This window comes from Streptomyces scabichelini (assembly GCF_011045015.1).
Lineage (GTDB): Bacteria > Actinomycetota > Actinomycetes > Streptomycetales > Streptomycetaceae > Streptomyces > Streptomyces scabichelini.
Genome location: NZ_JAAKZY010000032.1, coordinates 47628 through 64045, shown reverse-complemented (window position 1 = coordinate 64045; position 16418 = coordinate 47628). Strand labels below are relative to the sequence as shown.

Below are 16418 nucleotides of genomic sequence, written 5' to 3'. Positions count from 1 at the left end.
GCCTCACACTGTTGCTCCCCCTCGGGAGGCGGGGGCCTCCCGAGGGGGAGCAACAGTGTGAGGCGAATACGTCGAACCACTGGGACCTGGGGGGTTCTGTGCGGCAGGGGGGACTAGTCGGCCCTTTTCCGTCGGCGCGCGGGCGTCTGACGAACGGGCCAGTCAGTCGGCCAGTGAACGACTGGGAGCAGCGGTACCGCCGTACCGTGATCATCAGCGATACCGTGGCCACCGCCTTGGTGGTGACCGCGATCGGCAACTTCTTCGGGGTCCGGGACGCGGCCAACTGGCATGAGAAGTGGGGGATTCTCGCATTCGGCACCCATCTGCTGGTGCTGGGAGCGCTTGCGGTGAGCCGGTCATGGTCTCCGGCCGTGCTCGGCCAGGGCGCCGAGGAATTCCGCCGGCTCGGCCGCTCACTGTTCACGGCGACCGTCGTACTGGCGCTCGGCGGGATCGCGCTCACCTCGCGCAACATCAAGCTCTGGATCTTCGTCGCGATCCCCGCGATCGCGATCGTCACCATGACCGCGCGGTATCTGCTCCGCCTCCGGCTGCACAAGCAGCGGAAGGAAGGACGGTGCCTGAGACCGGTGCTCGCTGCCGGGAGCCCGGACACCGTGCGCGATCTGATCAACCGCACCCGTAAGTTCCCGCACCTGGGCTGGCGGGTGGAGGCGGTGTGCACGACGGACGGTCGCGGTCTCGACGGTGACCACGTGGACGGGGTGCCGGTCGTCGGCGTACTGACGGATGTCGCCAAGCACGTCCGCCACGACGGCTACCGTGTCGTCGCGGTCACACCGGACCCGCACTGGTCACCGGACCGGCTGCAGCGGCTGGCCTGGAACCTCGAAGGCAGCGATGCCGAGATGGTCGTGGCCCCCGTGCTGATGGAGGTGGCCGGCCCGCGGCTGCACGTCGACGCGGTGCTCGGGATCCCGCTGCTGCGGGTCAGCATGCCGACCTTCACCGGGGGCCGCCGGGCGATCAAAGGGGTCGTCGACCGGTTGGGCGCGGCGATCCTGTTGATGCTGTTCGCGCCACTGATGGTGTTCGTCGGGCTGCTCGTGCTGGTGGACAGCCGGGGCGGGGCGTTCTACCGCCAGCGCAGGGTCGGCAAGGACGGCCGCGAGTTCACCATGCTCAAGTTCCGCACCATGGTCGCCGGGGCTCACGGGGCACGTGCCGAACTGGCCGACCGCAACGAGGGTGCGGGGCTGCTGTTCAAGCTCCGCCAGGATCCGCGGGTGACCCGGGTGGGAGCGGTGCTGCGCCGGTACTCGATCGACGAGCTCCCGCAGCTTTTCAACGTACTCACCGGATCGATGTCGCTCGTCGGCCCGCGGCCTCCGCTGCCGGAGGAGTCCGCCGCGTACGGCCCGGACATCCGGCGGCGGCTGCTGGTCAAGCCCGGGCTCACCGGCCTGTGGCAGATCAACGGACGCAGCGACCTGCCATGGGAGGAGGCGGTCCGCCTCGACCTGCGGTACGTGGAGGACTGGTCGCTCGCCCTGGACGCGGTGATCTTGTGGAAGACGCTGCGTGCGGTGTTCTACGGCCAGGGGGCCTACTGATGCGCGGGGGACAGCAGCTCAACGGTCCGGCCGACGCGCGGACCGCAGGCCGCAAGGGCCTGACTGGGGGGACCGCAGGCCGCAAGGGCCTGCTTGGGGGGAGGGACGCGTCATGAGGGTCAGCGTTTTCGGGCTCGGTTACGTGGGCTGCGTGTCGGCCGCGTGCCTGGCCAGCATGGGTCACGAAGTCATCGGGGTGGACGTGAACCAGGTCAAGGTCGACCTGGTCAACGACGGCAAGGCCCCGGTGGTCGAGGAGCGGATCGGCGAGCTCATCGCCGAGGTCGTACGGACCGGAGCGCTCCGCGCCACCGGCGACGTACGCGAGGCGATCATGGGCAGCGATGTGTCGCTGGTCTGCGTGGGCACGCCGTCGGAGCCCAACGGCAGCCTGTGCACCACCTACTTGGAGCGGGTCACCGAGGAGATCGGCGCCGCGCTGGCCGAGGGGGCCAAGCAGGGGGGCCGGCACACCGTCGTGTTCCGCAGCACCATGCTCCCGGGCACCTGCCTGAACCTGCTGGTGCCGATCCTGGAGAAGTACGTCGGCGGCACGGCCGGGGGGGACTTGGGGGTCGCGGTCAACCCGGAGTTCCTGCGCGAGGGCACGAGCGTGCAGGACTTCTTCGACCCGCCCAAGACCGTCATCGGCGAGCTCGACCCGGCAAGCGGCGACGCGGTGATGGCGCTGTACGACGGCCTGCCCGGCGAGGTGTTCCGGGTGCCGGTCCCGACGGCCGAGGCGATCAAGTACGCGGACAACGCGTTCCACGGCCTCAAGATCGGTTTCGCGAACGAGCTGGGCGCGGTGTACCAGGCGCTCGGCGTGGACTCGCACCAGGTGATGGACGTGTTCCTGGCCGACCGCAAGCTGAACATCAGCCCCGCCTACCTGCGGCCCGGGTTCGCCTTCGGTGGCTCCTGCCTGCCCAAGGACCTGCGCAGCCTGGTCCACGCGGCGCAGCGGGCCGACGTCTCGGTGCCCATCCTGTCCCACGTGCTGCCCTCCAACTCCGACCACCTTCAGCGCGCGGTGGAACTGGTCGAGCGCACCGGCAAGCGCCGGGTGGGAATGTTCGGGCTGTCCTTCAAACCCGGCACCGACGACCTCCGCGAGAGCCCGCTCGTCGAGCTGGCGGAGAGACTCTTCGGCAAGGGGTACGACCTGCGGATCTACGACGCCAATGTGAGCCTCTCCCGGCTGATCGGCGCGAACCGCGAGTACATCGAGACCCGGCTGCCGCACCTCGCGCAACTGCTCGCGAATTCCGTCGACGAGGTGCTCGAGCACGCCGAGGTGTGCCTGGTCGGAACCAGGGATCCGGCCGTGCTGTCGGCGCTGCCCCATGGGGACGGCCCGATGATCGTCGACCTCATCCATCTACCCGACGCCGATACGCGTCGGACCGAACCGGGGTACATGGGCCTTGCTTGGTAACGCAATCAGCAGCGACGGGTCGAACCGGCGAGCGCTGATCCTGGTGGAGAACCTGTCGGTGCCGTTCGACCGTCGCGTGTGGCAGGAGTGCACGACGCTGCGCGACGCGGGCTGGGAAGTGCACGTCATCTGCCCCCGCGGGGAGAAGCGGGACACGGAGCCGGAAGCGGTGATCGACGGGGTGCGGATCCACCGCTACCCGTTGCGCGCGGCCACCGGAGGGCCGGCCGGCTATCTGCGGGAGTACGGATCGGCGTTGTGGCACACGGCCCGGCTGGCCCGCAAGGTCGGCCCGGTCGACGTGGTCCACGCCTGCAATCCGCCCGACCTGCTGTTCCTGCCGGCACTGTGGCTGAAGCGGCGCGGCGCGCGGTTCGTCTTCGACCAGCACGACCTGGTACCCGAGCTGTACCTGTCCCGGTTCGACCGCGGCGAGGACCTGCTCTACCGCGCCGTGTGCGCACTGGAACGGCGGACCTACCGGGCCGCGGACATCGTGCTCGCCACGAACGAGAGCTACCGGGATGTCGCGATGCGCCGTGGCGGCCGGCGCCCTGAGGACGTTTTCGTGGTGCGCAGCGCGCCCCAGGTCGACCGGTTCCAACCGGTGCCGCCCGAGCCGGAGTTGAAGCGCGGCAAGCCTCATCTGCTGTGTTATCTCGGCGTCATGGGCCCGCAGGACGGCGTCGACTACGCATTGCGCGCCCTCGCGAAGCTGCGCGATGAGGTGGGGCGTACCGACTGGCATGCGGTGTTCGTCGGCTCCGGCGACGCCTTCGACGCGATGGTGGAGCTGTCCCGTCAGCTCGGCCTGTCCGATCAGGTGCAGTTCACCGGGCGCATTCCGGACGCCGACCTGGTGCGCTACCTGTCCACCGCGGACGTGTGCCTCTCCCCCGACCCGCGCAATCCGCTCAACGACGTGTCGACCATGAACAAGGTCCTGGAGTACATGGCGATGGGCCGGCCGATCGTCTCGTTCGATCTCCGGGAGGCGCGAGTCTCCGCCGGTGACGCCGCCGTCTACGCGCCCGCCAACGACGAGGCCGAGTTCGCGGGGCTCATCGCGCTGCTGCTTGACGATCCGGAGAAGCGTGCCCGGATGGGCAAGATCGGCCAGGAGCGGATCAGCGGACAGCTTTCCTGGCAGAACTCACAAGCCTCGCTGCTCGCCGCCTACGCCGCTGCGTGCCGTGATCACACTCCGGTGTCGGCGGGCGGCCCGGTCCGCACAAGGAAGAGGCAGCGCAGTTGAACGAAGACACGATCCGCCTGGCCACGATCGGGCGGATTCTCCGGCGGCGCTGGCGGCTTCTCGCCATCCTCGCCGTGGTGGGCGCGCTCGTCGGCTACGGCACCTCGTTGGTGTTCCCGCCGCGTTACACGGCCTCGGCATCGGTACTGCTGCCGGGGCAGTGGGAGGAGCGCGAGCTGCTGACCCAGGTGAACGTCGCGACCAGTTCGACGGTCGTCGACCGTGCGGCCGCCGCTCTCGACTGGAGTGGCGTCAGCGGCACCGAGCTGCGGGATCGGGTGAGTGCCACGGCCGCCGACGGGAACATCGTCAAGATCTCGGGTACCGCCGACACCCCGGAGCAGGCTCAGCAGCTCTCCGACCGGGTGGCCAGGGAGTTCGTCGGATTCGCCGCGCGGATCGCAGGCGGCAGCACCGACCCCGGAGCCGCCACGGCGCCCGAGACGCTGCGGCAGAAGGTCGAGGAGACCAACCGCCGCATCAGCGACCTGGCCGAGGCGGCCGATCCGGGGCAGTCCGTGGAGAGCGTGCAGACCCGCACCGCGCTCGAGAAGCTGCGCACCTCGCTGGATGAGGCCATGAAGAAGCTGGACGAGGCCGACCCGGCGGCCAACAAGGCCGGCATGGTCGTCATGGGGCCTGCGGCCCGGCCGACCGGCGAGGCGCCGCCGACGAGGATGCAGTTCGTCGTCGCCGGGGCGCTGCTGTTCTTCCTGCTCGCGGTCATCGGCCATCTCGCCGCCGCACGCATGAATCGCCGGCTGCGCACCGAAGCGGAGATCGCCGCGGCGCTGGGCTCGGCGCTCCTCGGCACCGTCGACGTGCTGGATGAACGGGACGCGCACCGGCCGGAAGGCGGGAGCCCACGAGCCCGGATCCGCCGGTTCCTCGGCGTCGACACCCCGTGGGACGTGCCGGCCCCGCTGAGGTCCGGCGACGAGGCCGGCAGACGGATCCGCTACCGGCGGGTGTGCGCTCGCCTCCGAAACCAGCTGCCGGCCCCCCGGCGGCTGCTGCTTGTCGTGCCGGACGGCGACGAGATCGCCCGCCGGGCCGCCGAGCAACTCGTCGCCGAGGCCGGGACCGATCCGCTGCTGCGTGTGGTGGAGGTCCCGGTGGACCGGCCGACGGTGCCGGACCGCGGCACCGAGTCCGGTGCCCTGGTCGTCCTCAGCCCGGCCGGCTGGACCACGGAGGAGCTCGCCGGCATCGCCGAGGCGTGTGCGGACGGTGGGCACGAGGTCGTCGGCATCGTCATCGCCGACACGGTCCTGGCCCGTCCGACGCGGTCCGCCGACCATTCTGCGGACGACGCCACCCCGGCGCTCGCGGTTCGCGGCCAAGCGACGGGAGGTTCAGCGTGACGACGAGCACGACTTCGGAGTCGTCGGCGGCCACTCCGCTCTTCGACCTGCAGGCGCTGGTGGTGGCGGTGCGCAGGCGCCGCCGCCTCTGGTTCGTCATGGCGCTCCTCGGGCTGCTGGCCGGCGCGGCGGTGGCGGTCCTGCTGCCGCCCCCGCCGAGCGCGATGACCAAGGTTCTGGTCGTGCACGCGGAGGACCAGCCCAACGACACCGGGACGCTGATGCGCACCGACGTCCAGGTGCTGGTGACCACGCGGATCGCCGACAAGGCCCTCAAGTCCCTCAAGTCCCCGGAGAAGCCGGAAGACTTCATGCGGGACTACCGGGGCACCGGCTTGACCAACAACCTGATGCAGATCGATGTGACAGGTGACAGCGACGCGGACGCGGTGGCCCGGGCCGAGGCGCTGGCCGAGGCGTTCATCTCGGACCATGTGCGGCGGATGCGGGAAACCGCGAAGGCCGAGGCCAAGGCCCTGCTCGAGCAGCGTGACCGCATGCGGGACGAGCTTGCCCGGGTCAATGAGGACATCGGAGACCGATCGCCGGAGAGCGACCCGAAGGCGTCGGCGAGCATCGAGTCGCTCTACGCCCGCCGGGCCGAGCTCGACTCGCGGATCGCCGATTTCGACCAGCGCGCCGCGGAGGCGCGCACCGGCACGCCCAAGGTCGTCGCCGGCACACAGATCGTGGACGCCCCGCGCGCGGTGCAGCACTCCCTTCCGAGGACCGCTGCCACCAACGCCGCGATCGGGCTCGTCCTCGGGCTCGTCCTCGGGCTCGCGCTGGCCGCGGTCGGCGCGGTGGTGGCGGACCGCCCCGTGCTGCGCCGGGACATCGCGGCGAACCTGGGCGCCTCGGTCATCGCGGAGCTGCCCCGCAGGTCGGGCAGGCTGTGGCAGCTCCGACGGACCCGGGCGGCACGCGAACGGCTCACCGTGACCCTGGCCCGCACCGTGCGCGGCTCCACGGAACCGCTGTCGCTGCTGGAACTGGGCTGTGCGCGCAGCACGAGCGAGATCGCCCTGAAACTCGCCGGGGCGCTGGCGGCGGAGGGGCCAGTGGTGATCATCGATGGTCTGCCAGGGCCGCAGCTCGCCAACCGCCGCCAGAAGCCGGGAGACCCCACCGTGGTCAGCGGCGAGCGTGCCGCGGCCGTGTCGCCTCAGGAGCGCCGGATCGGCGTCGGCTCGGTCGCGCCCGGCACCGCGTGGACCGACCTCCAGTACCTCGGCACCCGGACCGTGCTCGTCGTGCGTGCCGGGCACGGCAGCGCCGCATGGCTGCACACCGTGGCGCGGCAGCTCGCGGACCAGCGCATCCCGGTGATCGGTGTGGTGCTGATCGACCCCGATCCGCGTGACCGGACCGACGGCACGCTGTGGGACGGGCTGCACACCGCGCTGCGCGGCCAGAACGAACGCCTGGCCGTGCAGAACGGGACGGGCAAGTTGCGGACGGAGCGGCTGCCGGTGTGGGCCGCACAGGGCCCGGACAACGACCAGGAAGCGCGGTAGGACATGTGTGGCATCGCAGGCACTTACCGATGGCCGGACGGGAAGGTCGTGACCGACCGGCTCACCGATACCCTCGCCCACCGCGGTCCGGACGGGGCGGGCCGGTACGGCCACCCCGTCGGTGACGGCGAAGTGCAGCTCGGGCACCGCCGGCTGGCCATCATCGACCTGTCCGAGACCGGCGCCCAGCCGATGGTCTCGGGCGGCCTCGCCCTCACGTACAACGGCGAGCTGTACAACGCGCCCGAGCTGCGTGCCGAACTGGCAGCCGCCGGGGTGCGTTTCCGCGGTACCTCCGACACCGAGGTGGTCCTCGAGGCCTGGCGGCGCTGGGGCACGGACTGCCTGCCCCGGCTGCGCGGCATGTTCGCGTTCGGGATCTTCGACGAGCGAACCGGTGAACTGGTGCTCGCCCGGGACCAGTTGGGCATCAAGCCGCTGTTCCTGATCCGGCGCGGCGGGGGCCTGGTGTTCGCCTCCGAACTCAAGGCGCTCGCCGCCGCGACCGGCGGGAAGCTGGAGGTGGACCATGCGGCGCTGGTGGCCTCGCTGCTGTACTACTGGGTGCCGGACTCGCGCTGCGCGTTCCGAGAGGCGGAGAAGCTGGCGCCGGGGAGCTGGCTGCGGTGCCGGCCCGACGGCCGGGTGGAGCGCGGCCAGTACTGGAACCTGAAGGACGTCGCCGCCGAGGGCCAGGAGCGGGCCCGCAGCGGCGAGCAGCCGGACCTGGCCGCCATCGTCGAGGAGTCGACTCGGCGGCACATGCTCTCCGACGTACCGGTGGCGACCTTCCTCTCCGGCGGCCTCGACTCCAGCTACCTGACCGCCCTTGCGGCCCGCCACCAACCCGGGATCTCCGCCTACACGATCGGGTTCCGCGCCGAGGACGCCAAGTTCGAGGCCATGCCGGACGACCTGCGCTACGCCCGGCAGGTGGCCCAGCAGTTCGGCGTCGACCTGCACGAGATCGAGATCGCCCCGAACGTACTCGACCTGCTGCCGCAGATGACGTACCACCTGGACGAGCCGATCGGCGACCCCGCCGCGATCAACACCTTCCTGATCTGCGAGGCCGCCCGGGAGGCCGGGGTCAAGGTGATGCTCTCGGGGATGGGCGCCGACGAGCTGTTCGCCGGATACCGCAAGCACCTGGCCAACCTGCTCGCGCTGCGCTACCAGCGCGTCCCGCGGCCCCTGCGGCGCGGCCTGTCCGCGGCCGTGGACCGGCTGCCGGTCGCCACGGCCCGCCGGGGGTACCGGTCGGTGCGCTTCGCGAAGCGGTTCCTCTCCTTCGCCGATCTGCCGGAGGAGACCGCGTTCCGGCGCAGCTACACCATGTACGACCAGGACGAACTGCTCGCCCTGCTCGATCCGGACCTGGCCGGGACGGTCGACGACGTACTGACCGAACATGCGGACACCTACGAGGACAACGACCTCGACGACTTCGTCAACCGCATGTGCCTGACCGACGCCCGGATGTTCCTGCCGGGCCTGAACCTCGCCTACACGGACCGGTCGAGCATGGCCGCGTCGACCGAGGTGCGGGTGCCGTATGTGGACATCGAGGTGGTCAAGGCGGCGTTCGCCGTGCCCGGCGATCGCAAGATCGTCGGACGGCAGGGCAAGGTCGTCCTCAAGGAGGCGGCCACCTCGGTCCTGCCCCGGGAGATCGTGTACCGGCCCAAGGGCCTGTTCAGCGCCCCGCTGCGGGCCTGGATGAGCCGGGATCTGGCCCCGCTGGTGCGCGAGGTGGTGAACGACGGCGTGCTCGTCAGTTCCGGGATCCTGCGCCGCGACGCGCTGGCGCGGATGGTCGCCGAGGACGCCGCCGGGCAGCGGGACTTCTCCAAACATCTGTGGCATGTGCTGACCCTCGAGTACTGGTATCGCGGCGCGACCTCTGGCTCCGGCCAGAGCCAGGCGGCTTGACGGCGTACGAACAACGGCTCGACGGCGTAGGAATCAAGAGGAGCTTGGGTGAAACAGGTAGTGCAGAACTACAAGAGCGGCGAACTGGCGCTGCTCGACGTGCCGGTGCCGGGGTGCAAGCCGGGCGGTGTGCTGGTCCGGACCGCGTACTCGCTGATCTCCACCGGGACCGAGCTCATGAAGGTGTCCGAGGCCGGCATGTCGATGGTGGGCAAGGCCCGCTCCCGGCCCGACCAGGTGGCCAAGGTCATGCAGAGCGTGGCCACCAACGGAGTGCCCGCCACCTACCGCAAGGTGATGGGCAAGCTGGACTCCTACACACCGCTGGGCTACTCGCTGTGCGGGGTGGTCGAGCAGGTCGGCGCCGGGATCGACGATGTGGCGGTCGGCGACCTCGTGGCCTGCGCCGGCAACGAGCACGCCTTGCACGCCGAGCTGAACTGGGTGCCGAAGAACCTCTACGCCCCGCTGCCGGACGGCCTCGCGCCGCAGCACGCGGCCTTCGGCACCGTCGGGTCGATCGCGCTGCAGGGCGTACGCCAGGGCGAGCCGCAGCTCGGCGAAGTGGCACTGGTCATCGGCCTCGGGCTGATCGGACAGCTGGTGGTACAGCTCCTCGCCGCCTCGGGAGTCCGCGTCGTCGGCGTCGACCCCGACCCGGTGCGCTGCGAGCTGGCCGAGCGTCTGGGCGCCGCGGCCTGCGGCGATCCCGCGTCCCCGGCCGTGGAAGCCACCGTCGCCGAACTCACCGGCGGGCACGGCGTGGACCAGGTGTACCTGGCGGCCGGCGGCGGCAGCAACCAGCCCGTCGAGCTGGCCGCCAAGCTGAGCCGGGACCGCGGCCGGGTCGTCGACATCGGCAAGTGCCGCCTGGACCTGCCGTGGAACGCGTACTACGAGAAAGAGCTCGACGTCCGGTTCTCCCGCAGTTACGGCCCCGGGCGCTACGACCCGGAGTACGAACTGGAGGGCCGGGACTACCCGATCGGCTATGTGCGCTGGACCGAGCGCCGCAACCTGGCGTGCTTCCTCGATCTCCTCGCCCGCGGCAGCGTCGACGTGGAGCCCCTGGTCTCCCACATCGCCGACTTCGATGACGCCGTCGAGACGTACCAGAGCCTGAAGGACGGCGACCTGAAGGCCGTGGCTGTGCTGTTCCGGTACGCCGGCCCCGATGAACACACAGCGGAAGCAGGGGAAGCGGCGGCCCCGACGGTGGCCGTGCCCGCGGTGAAGCGGCCCAGCGGCGGAGTTTCCACGCCGGCCCGGGCCGCCAAGTCGCCGGTGCGCCTCGCGTTCATCGGCGCGGGAAACTACGCGACGTCGATGCTGCTGCCGCACCTGGCACAGCGCGAGGGCATCGAGTTGTCGACGGTCGTCACCACGACAGCACTGTCCGCGGCCAACGCGCAGCGGAAGTTCGGCTTCGCCGAGGCGACCACCGATCTCGACGCCGTGCTCGGCGACAAGTCCATCGACGCGGTGTTCGTGGTCACCCGGCACAGCTCGCACGCCGAACTGACCCGCAGAGCGCTCCTCGCCGGCAAGACGGTGTTCGTGGAGAAGCCCCTGGCCCTCACCGAGGACGAACTGGCAGGCGTACTCGCGGCGGTGGAGGAGTCCGGCAACGACCGGCTGCAGGTGGGCTTCAACCGCCGGTTCGCGCCGCTGCTCCAGGAGGCCAGGACGCGGTTCGGCGCCCGGACAGGGCCGGCGAGCCTGCGCTACCTGGTCAACGCGGGCCGGCTGCAGCACGGCAGCTGGTACCTCCAACAGGGCGCCGAGGGCTCGCGGTTCGCCGGCGAGGGCGGGCACTTCATCGACACGGCGAGCTGGCTGCTCGAGGCCGACCCGGTGTCGGTGTACGCGGTCGCCACGTCCGGCAACGAGGACCTCCAGGTCGTGCTGCGCTACCCGGACGAGTCCACCGCCACCATCAGTTACGTCACGACCGGCGCGCCCGGCTTCCCCAAGGAGACGCTGGACCTGGTCGCGGACGGCAAGGTGCTGCGGCTCGACGACTTCGTCCGTGCCTCGGTGTACGGCGGCAAGAAGTGGGTCAGTTCGCGCCTTCCCAAGGCCCGGGACAAGGGCCAGAACGCCGAGCTGGCCGCGTTCATCAAGGCCGTGCGGACCGGTGGGCCGATGCCGGTGCCGCTGGAGTCGCTGGTCGCCACCACGGCGGCCACCCTCGCCGTGCAGGCCGGCCTCGCGGGCGGTGCGCCGGTGACGCTGGCGGGGCCGCGATGACTGTGAGTTCGGGGAGTGCGGGCTGGTACCTGCGGCGGCTGTCCCGGATGGGACCGCGGGAGGTCGGCGGCCGGGCGGGCGACGCGGTGCGCAGGCGGCGGTGGCGGTCGGCACGCCCTGACTGCCCGACCGTGACCGGCGCCCGGTTCACCGCGGTACTGCCCGCCGGGACGATCGCCGCCATACCTCCGGACGCCGCGAAACGCCTCATCGCCGAGGCTGACCGGCTGATGTACGGGCACGCCGAGTACTTCGGGGTGGTCCGCGACGACCTGGTCGACCCGGACTGGTGGGGCGACCCGAAGACCGGGCGCCGGGCTCCGTGGGGCTACGCCTTCGACGTGCCGTACCGGAACGAGGACGCGGTCGGGGACATCAAGCAGATCTGGGAGCTGTCCCGGCACCAGTACCTCACCCAGCTCGCCGCCGCCTACGCGATCACCGGGAACGAGCGGTACGCCGAGCGCGTGGCCGAGCACCTGCGGTCGTGGTGGGCGGCCAACCCGCCGCTGCGCGGCGTGCACTGGATCAGCGGCATCGAGCTGGGGATCCGGCTGCTGTCCTGGGTGTGGGTCCGCCGGCTGCTCGACGGCTGGCCGGGCGTGGCCGGTCTGTTCGAGGACAACCCGGTGGCGCTGAACCAGATCTGGCACCACCAGCGCTGGCTGGCCGCCTTCCCCAGCCGGGGATCCTCGGCGAACAACCACGTCATCGCCGAGGCCGCCGGGCAGTTCGCGGCGACCTGCGCGTTCGACTGGTTCCCCTCGTCGGCGCGTTGGCGGGCCGATGCGCTGCGGTCCCTTGAGCGGCACCTGCGCGGCAACACCTTCCCCTCCGGCCTCAACCGCGAGCTGGCCACCGAGTACCACGGACTCGTGCTGGAACTCGGCCTGGCCGCGGTGGCCGAGGCGGACGCCGCCGACGTGCCGGTACCCGCGTTCATCCGGCTGGTGCTGCTGCGGATGACCGACGCGCTCGCGGCCGTCGTGGACAGCCGGCTGCGGCCGCCGCGCCAGGGCGACGCGGACGACGGGCACGGTCTGGTCGTGGACGGCGCGGGCACCGACCGCTGGGCCTCGCTGCTGGCCACCGGGGACGCCGTGTTCGGCCGGCTCACCTGGTGGCCGACGGTGACCGGCGCCGATGTGCGCACCCCGCTGCTGGCCGCGCTCATCCGGCCGTACGCCGAAAAGGGAACCGCACCGGCCGTGACCCGCCCGGCAAGCCGGCCGGCCCACTTCGCCGACGCGGGCATGACGATCCTGCGCGGTCCGGCGGAGACGGGAGAGATCTGGTGCCGCTGCGACGGTGGCCCGCACGGCTTCCTGTCCATCGCCGCGCACGCCCACGCGGACGCGCTGTCCGTGGAGGTACGGCACGACGGGGTCGACGTACTCGCCGACCCGGGGACGTACTGCTACCACGGGCAGCCCGAGTGGCGGCAGTACTTCCGCTCGACCCTCGGCCACAACACCCTGGAGCTGGCCGGCGGTGACCAGTCCGTCTCCGGCGGCCCGTTCCTGTGGACCCGGCATGCCCGCAGCCGCGTCCTGGTCGCGGACACATCCGGCACCTCCGACGGGGGGACGGCCCGCTGGTGCGCCGAACACGACGGCTACCAGGGCTCCGTGCACCGCCGCCGGGTGGAACTGACCGCCGGGAAGCAGGAGTTGAGGGTGGTCGACGAGGTGCGCGGCCAGGACAGCCCGCGCCGCGCCGTACGCCTGGCGTTCCACCTCGGCCCGGCGATCGCCGCGGACCTGGTGGGGAACCGGGCCATGCTCACCTGGATCCGGGACGGCGAGGGGCGCTCCGCGGTGCTCGACCTGCCCGGACAGCTGAACTGGCGGGCGCATCGCGGCGAGACCGACCCGCCGCTGGGCTGGTACTCCCCCGGCTTCGGACGCAAGGAACCCACCACAACGCTGGTCGGCACGGGCTTCGCCGACGGCACTGCGCTGTTGGGGGAGTTCACCACCGTACTCAGGTTCCAGGGCTAGGTGCTTCTGATGGATTTCCGCGGAAGAAGGAGCGCCCGCCGTGCTGCGGCCGAAGACCGCAGCCGGCGCGTGCTCTCGGCGGGCCGGCCGGAAGGCCCCGTCGACGGGCCGGGCCTACTCGGGCTCTCGGCCGGTACGGCGAGACCCCGTGCCGGGCGTCGCGACGCCGCGGAGATCCGTCAGAAGCCCGCCAAGGGAGGACGCGTGGGGATCACGTGGCGGCACTGGGCGTTGCCGGCGGCACCGCTGGTACTGGTTCTGCTGGCAGTGACCGGCTGTGAGAGCACGCCGGACGCCACGGCGGAGCCGACCGGTGCGCCGTCCACCGCACCGGCCAAGTCCGTGGCCCAGGTGTGCGCCAAGCCCGCGGCCGGGCCGGCGAAGGCCCCGGCGGGCGCGGTGACGGTCGACCCCGAGGTGGTCGGTGACCTGGCCGCGAAGACCAAGAACAGCCCCCCGAAGACCACGTTCTGGCTTCGGCCGGGCAAGCACAGGCTCGACCCGGACCGCTACGCCCAGGTCATCCCCAAGGCGGGGAACCGCTACCTCGGTGCGCCGGGCGCGGTGCTCGACGGCGGGAAGAAGAACCAGTACGCGTTCGGCGGCAGCGCCCGCGACGTCACCATCCGCTACCTGACCGTGCAGCGATTCGTCGCACCGCACGACCAGGGCGTGGTCAACCATGACTCGGCCGACGGGTGGGTGATCGAGCACGCGACGATCCAGCAGAACTCCGGGGCCGGGCTGATGGCCGGTGCCCGTCAGCAGGTCCGCGCCAGCTGCCTGCGCGACAACGGCCAGTACGGCATGAACGCGTACAAGGCCGACGGCTCTCTCCGCGGCCTGGTGGTCGAGGGCAACGAGATCGTGGGCAACAACACCGGCGACTGGGAGCGGCGGCGGGAGGGCTGCGGCTGCACCGGAGGCATCAAGTTCTGGGCCGTCAACGGCGCCGACGTACGCGGCAACTGGGTGCACGACAACCGCGGAACAGGGCTGTGGGCGGACACCAACAACAACGACTTCCGCATCGAGAACAACGTGCTCGAGGACAACGACGGTGCCGCCCTGATCTACGAGACCAGCTACAACGCGGTCATCCGGGACAACAAGATCCGGCGGAACAACTGGGTCGAGGGCCGCAGGGAAGCCGCCCGCGGCGACGACTTCCCGTTCGCGACCGTCTACCTGTCCGAGTCCGGCGGCGAGCCACGGGTCAAAGCCCGCACCGACAAGATCGAGGTCTATCGGAACGTGCTGGAGAACAACTGGTCCGGGATCACCCTGTGGGAAAACGCCGACCGGTTCTGCAACAGCCCGGCCAACACCTCGTCCGGTGACTGCACCTTGCTGGCGCGGGACACCGACCGCTGCGTGCAGCCGGCGATCGCCAAGCCACCGCTCTACGACGACTGCCGGTGGAAGACCCAGCGGGTGGACATCCACGACAACCGCTTCGTGCTGGACATGTCCGTCGTCAAGTGCACGGCGAAGTGCGACCGGATGGCGGTGCTGTCCAACTACGGCACCTATCCCGACTGGTCGCCGTACAAGGGCGAGCGGGTGGCTGACGCGATCACCGACAAGCAGCAGAACCGCTGGCACGACAACGTCTACCGCGGACCGTGGAAGTTCGTCGCCCACGACCCGAGCCGGGTCCTCGGCTTCGCGCAGTGGCAGGGCACGCCTTATGAGCAGGACGCGGGCAGCACCCTCGCCCCACGGGCCGGTGGTTGAGATGGCCGGAGACCTGCGGCACGGTGGGCTGCCCGGCGGACCGGACACGGCGGCCACGCGGACCGGCGCCGAACCGCGCCCCGCCGGCACACCGAGGATCGCCGGCACACCGAGGCTCGTCGGGACCGTCTGGGCGTTGCTGATCCTCAACACGCTCGGCTCCGCCGGGGCGAAGACCATCATTCCGCTGCCCCGCTCCCTCATCCAGATGGTCACCATGGGCGCGCTGGTCGCCGCGTTCGCGCTGGCGCTCGCCGTCAATCTCCGGCTGCGCATCCGGGCCAGCGCCTTCGTGCTCCTGCTCACCCTGCTGGTGGTGCCGAGCGTGATCTCCAGCGTGAACCTGGAGTCCGGGTTCGGTGCGCTGTTCCGCTGCACCCGGCTGGCTCTCTTCATCGGCACGCTGTGGCTGCTCAGCCGCTGGTGGGACGGCAACCTGACGTTCGTCCGGCACCACATCCGGATGTACTTCGCGGTGCTCGGCTCCGTGGCCGCAGGACTGGTCATCTCACCGGGCGCGGCCATGCCCGAGCTCTACGGCGGACGCCTCGTCGGCGCGTTGTGGCCGCTCACCCCGCCGCAGATCGGACAGTACGCCGCGGTGATCATCGGGCTCACCGTGCTGCTCGTACTGGGCCGCCGGACCGACAGGACCAGCGCGGCGATGGTCATCGTGCCGTCGATCGTCCTGCTCGCGTTGACCCATACCAGGACGGCCACACTCGGCCTGCTCATCGGGTTGATGCTGGCGATCGGCTCGCTCGTCCTGACCAGTGCCGCCGCCCGCCGGTTCTTCACCTGGGCGGTGCTGTGCGCCGCGGTGGCCGCGGTGGGATTCTCCTCCCTGCTACGCGCGTGGTTCCTGCGCGGACAGAGCCAGGAGTACCTCACGAGCCTCACCGGCCGGGCCAAGGTCTGGGACGCCCTGCTGGCGGCGCCCCGGACGACCGGGGAGAAGTTGTTCGGCATGGGCCTGGGCGACAAGTCGTTCGGCGGGCTGCCGATCGACAACAGCTGGCTGGCCGTTTACCACGAGCAGGGCTGGACCGGCGTCACCTTGGTGACGGCGATCTTCGTCGTGCTGGGCGGCGTCGCGCTGCTTCGGCCGCCGTCGCTGCAGAGGGCCTGCGCGATCTTCCTGATCAGCTACTGCGCGATCGCGTCGTACACCGAGGCAGGCCTCGGCGACGCCTCGCCGTATCTGCTTCATCTGGCCCTGGCCGCCTCGCTGCTTGCGGCACCTGCCGCGCCCGCACCTGTCTCGACGCCCGAAGTCCTTCGACTCCCGAAGCCCGAAGCCCCTCGACGGCGCATCCCACGATGGGCCCGGAAATCGGAGGTGACCTGA

10 protein-coding genes are annotated in these 16418 nt (G+C 71.1%); all 10 read left to right on the top strand.

All coding sequences use genetic code 11. The features are described from left to right. Nucleotides 1-98 precede the first annotated feature (98 nt). The 10 genes from G5C60_RS13130 (at nt 99) to G5C60_RS13085 (ending at nt 16418) form a co-directional block, all read left to right on the top strand. Complete coding sequence (locus G5C60_RS13130) at nt 99-1577, top strand: exopolysaccharide biosynthesis polyprenyl glycosylphosphotransferase (RefSeq protein WP_165258416.1); 1479 nt, start codon at nt 99-101, stop codon at nt 1575-1577. A 112-nt stretch (nt 1578-1689) separates the two neighbouring features. Continuing rightward, a complete protein-coding gene (locus tag G5C60_RS13125) occupies nt 1690-3015 on the top strand; it encodes a nucleotide sugar dehydrogenase (RefSeq protein ID WP_165258414.1) in 1326 nt (441 codons plus the stop codon). Then, nucleotides 3005-4270 carry a glycosyltransferase family 4 protein gene (locus G5C60_RS13120; RefSeq protein ID WP_165258406.1) on the top strand — a complete coding sequence of 422 codons (1266 nt, stop codon included), beginning with the start codon at nt 3005-3007 and terminating at the stop codon, nt 4268-4270. Before G5C60_RS13125 ends, G5C60_RS13120 begins: the two co-directional genes overlap by 11 nt. Then, entirely contained in the window at nt 4267-5634 is a 1368-nt protein-coding gene (locus G5C60_RS13115) for a Wzz/FepE/Etk N-terminal domain-containing protein (RefSeq protein WP_165258404.1), read from the top strand. The genes G5C60_RS13120 and G5C60_RS13115 overlap by 4 nt, the downstream gene beginning before the upstream one ends. Then, on the top strand, nt 5631-7151 hold the full coding sequence (locus tag G5C60_RS13110; RefSeq protein ID WP_165258402.1) for a Wzz/FepE/Etk N-terminal domain-containing protein: 1521 nt from the start codon (nt 5631-5633) through the stop codon (nt 7149-7151). The genes G5C60_RS13115 and G5C60_RS13110 overlap by 4 nt, the downstream gene beginning before the upstream one ends. Before the next feature lie 3 nt (nt 7152-7154). Then, the gene (asnB, locus tag G5C60_RS13105; RefSeq protein WP_165258400.1) at nt 7155-9083 is read left to right on the top strand and encodes an asparagine synthase (glutamine-hydrolyzing); all 1929 of its coding nucleotides are present in this window, start codon (nt 7155-7157) and stop codon (nt 9081-9083) included. A 48-nt stretch (nt 9084-9131) separates the two neighbouring features. Further along, the gene (locus tag G5C60_RS13100) at nt 9132-11333 is read left to right on the top strand and encodes a Gfo/Idh/MocA family oxidoreductase (protein WP_165258398.1); all 2202 of its coding nucleotides are present in this window, start codon (nt 9132-9134) and stop codon (nt 11331-11333) included. Beyond that, on the top strand, nt 11330-13333 hold the full coding sequence (locus G5C60_RS13095) for a heparinase II/III family protein (protein ID WP_165258396.1): 2004 nt from the start codon (nt 11330-11332) through the stop codon (nt 13331-13333). Before G5C60_RS13100 ends, G5C60_RS13095 begins: the two co-directional genes overlap by 4 nt. A 204-nt stretch (nt 13334-13537) precedes the next feature. Then, nucleotides 13538-15070, top strand: a complete 1533-nt coding sequence (locus tag G5C60_RS13090; RefSeq protein ID WP_165258394.1) for a right-handed parallel beta-helix repeat-containing protein — start codon at nt 13538-13540, stop codon at nt 15068-15070. Nucleotide 15071: 1 nt separating this feature from the next. Beyond that, nucleotides 15072-16418, top strand: coding sequence for an O-antigen ligase domain-containing protein (locus G5C60_RS13085; protein ID WP_165258392.1), 1347 nt, complete (start codon nt 15072-15074; stop codon nt 16416-16418).

What these genes read in the sequence shown, in the direction of transcription:
- G5C60_RS13085 (WP_165258392.1), top strand. Translation starts at nt 15,072, where the DNA reads ATGGCCGGAGACCTGCGGCACGGTGGGCTGCCCGGCGGACCGGACACG.
- asnB (WP_165258400.1), top strand. Translation starts at nt 7,155, where the DNA reads ATGTGTGGCATCGCAGGCACTTACCGATGGCCGGACGGGAAGGTCGTG.
- G5C60_RS13095 (WP_165258396.1), top strand. Translation starts at nt 11,330, where the DNA reads ATGACTGTGAGTTCGGGGAGTGCGGGCTGGTACCTGCGGCGGCTGTCC.
- G5C60_RS13125 (WP_165258414.1), top strand. Translation starts at nt 1,690, where the DNA reads ATGAGGGTCAGCGTTTTCGGGCTCGGTTACGTGGGCTGCGTGTCGGCC.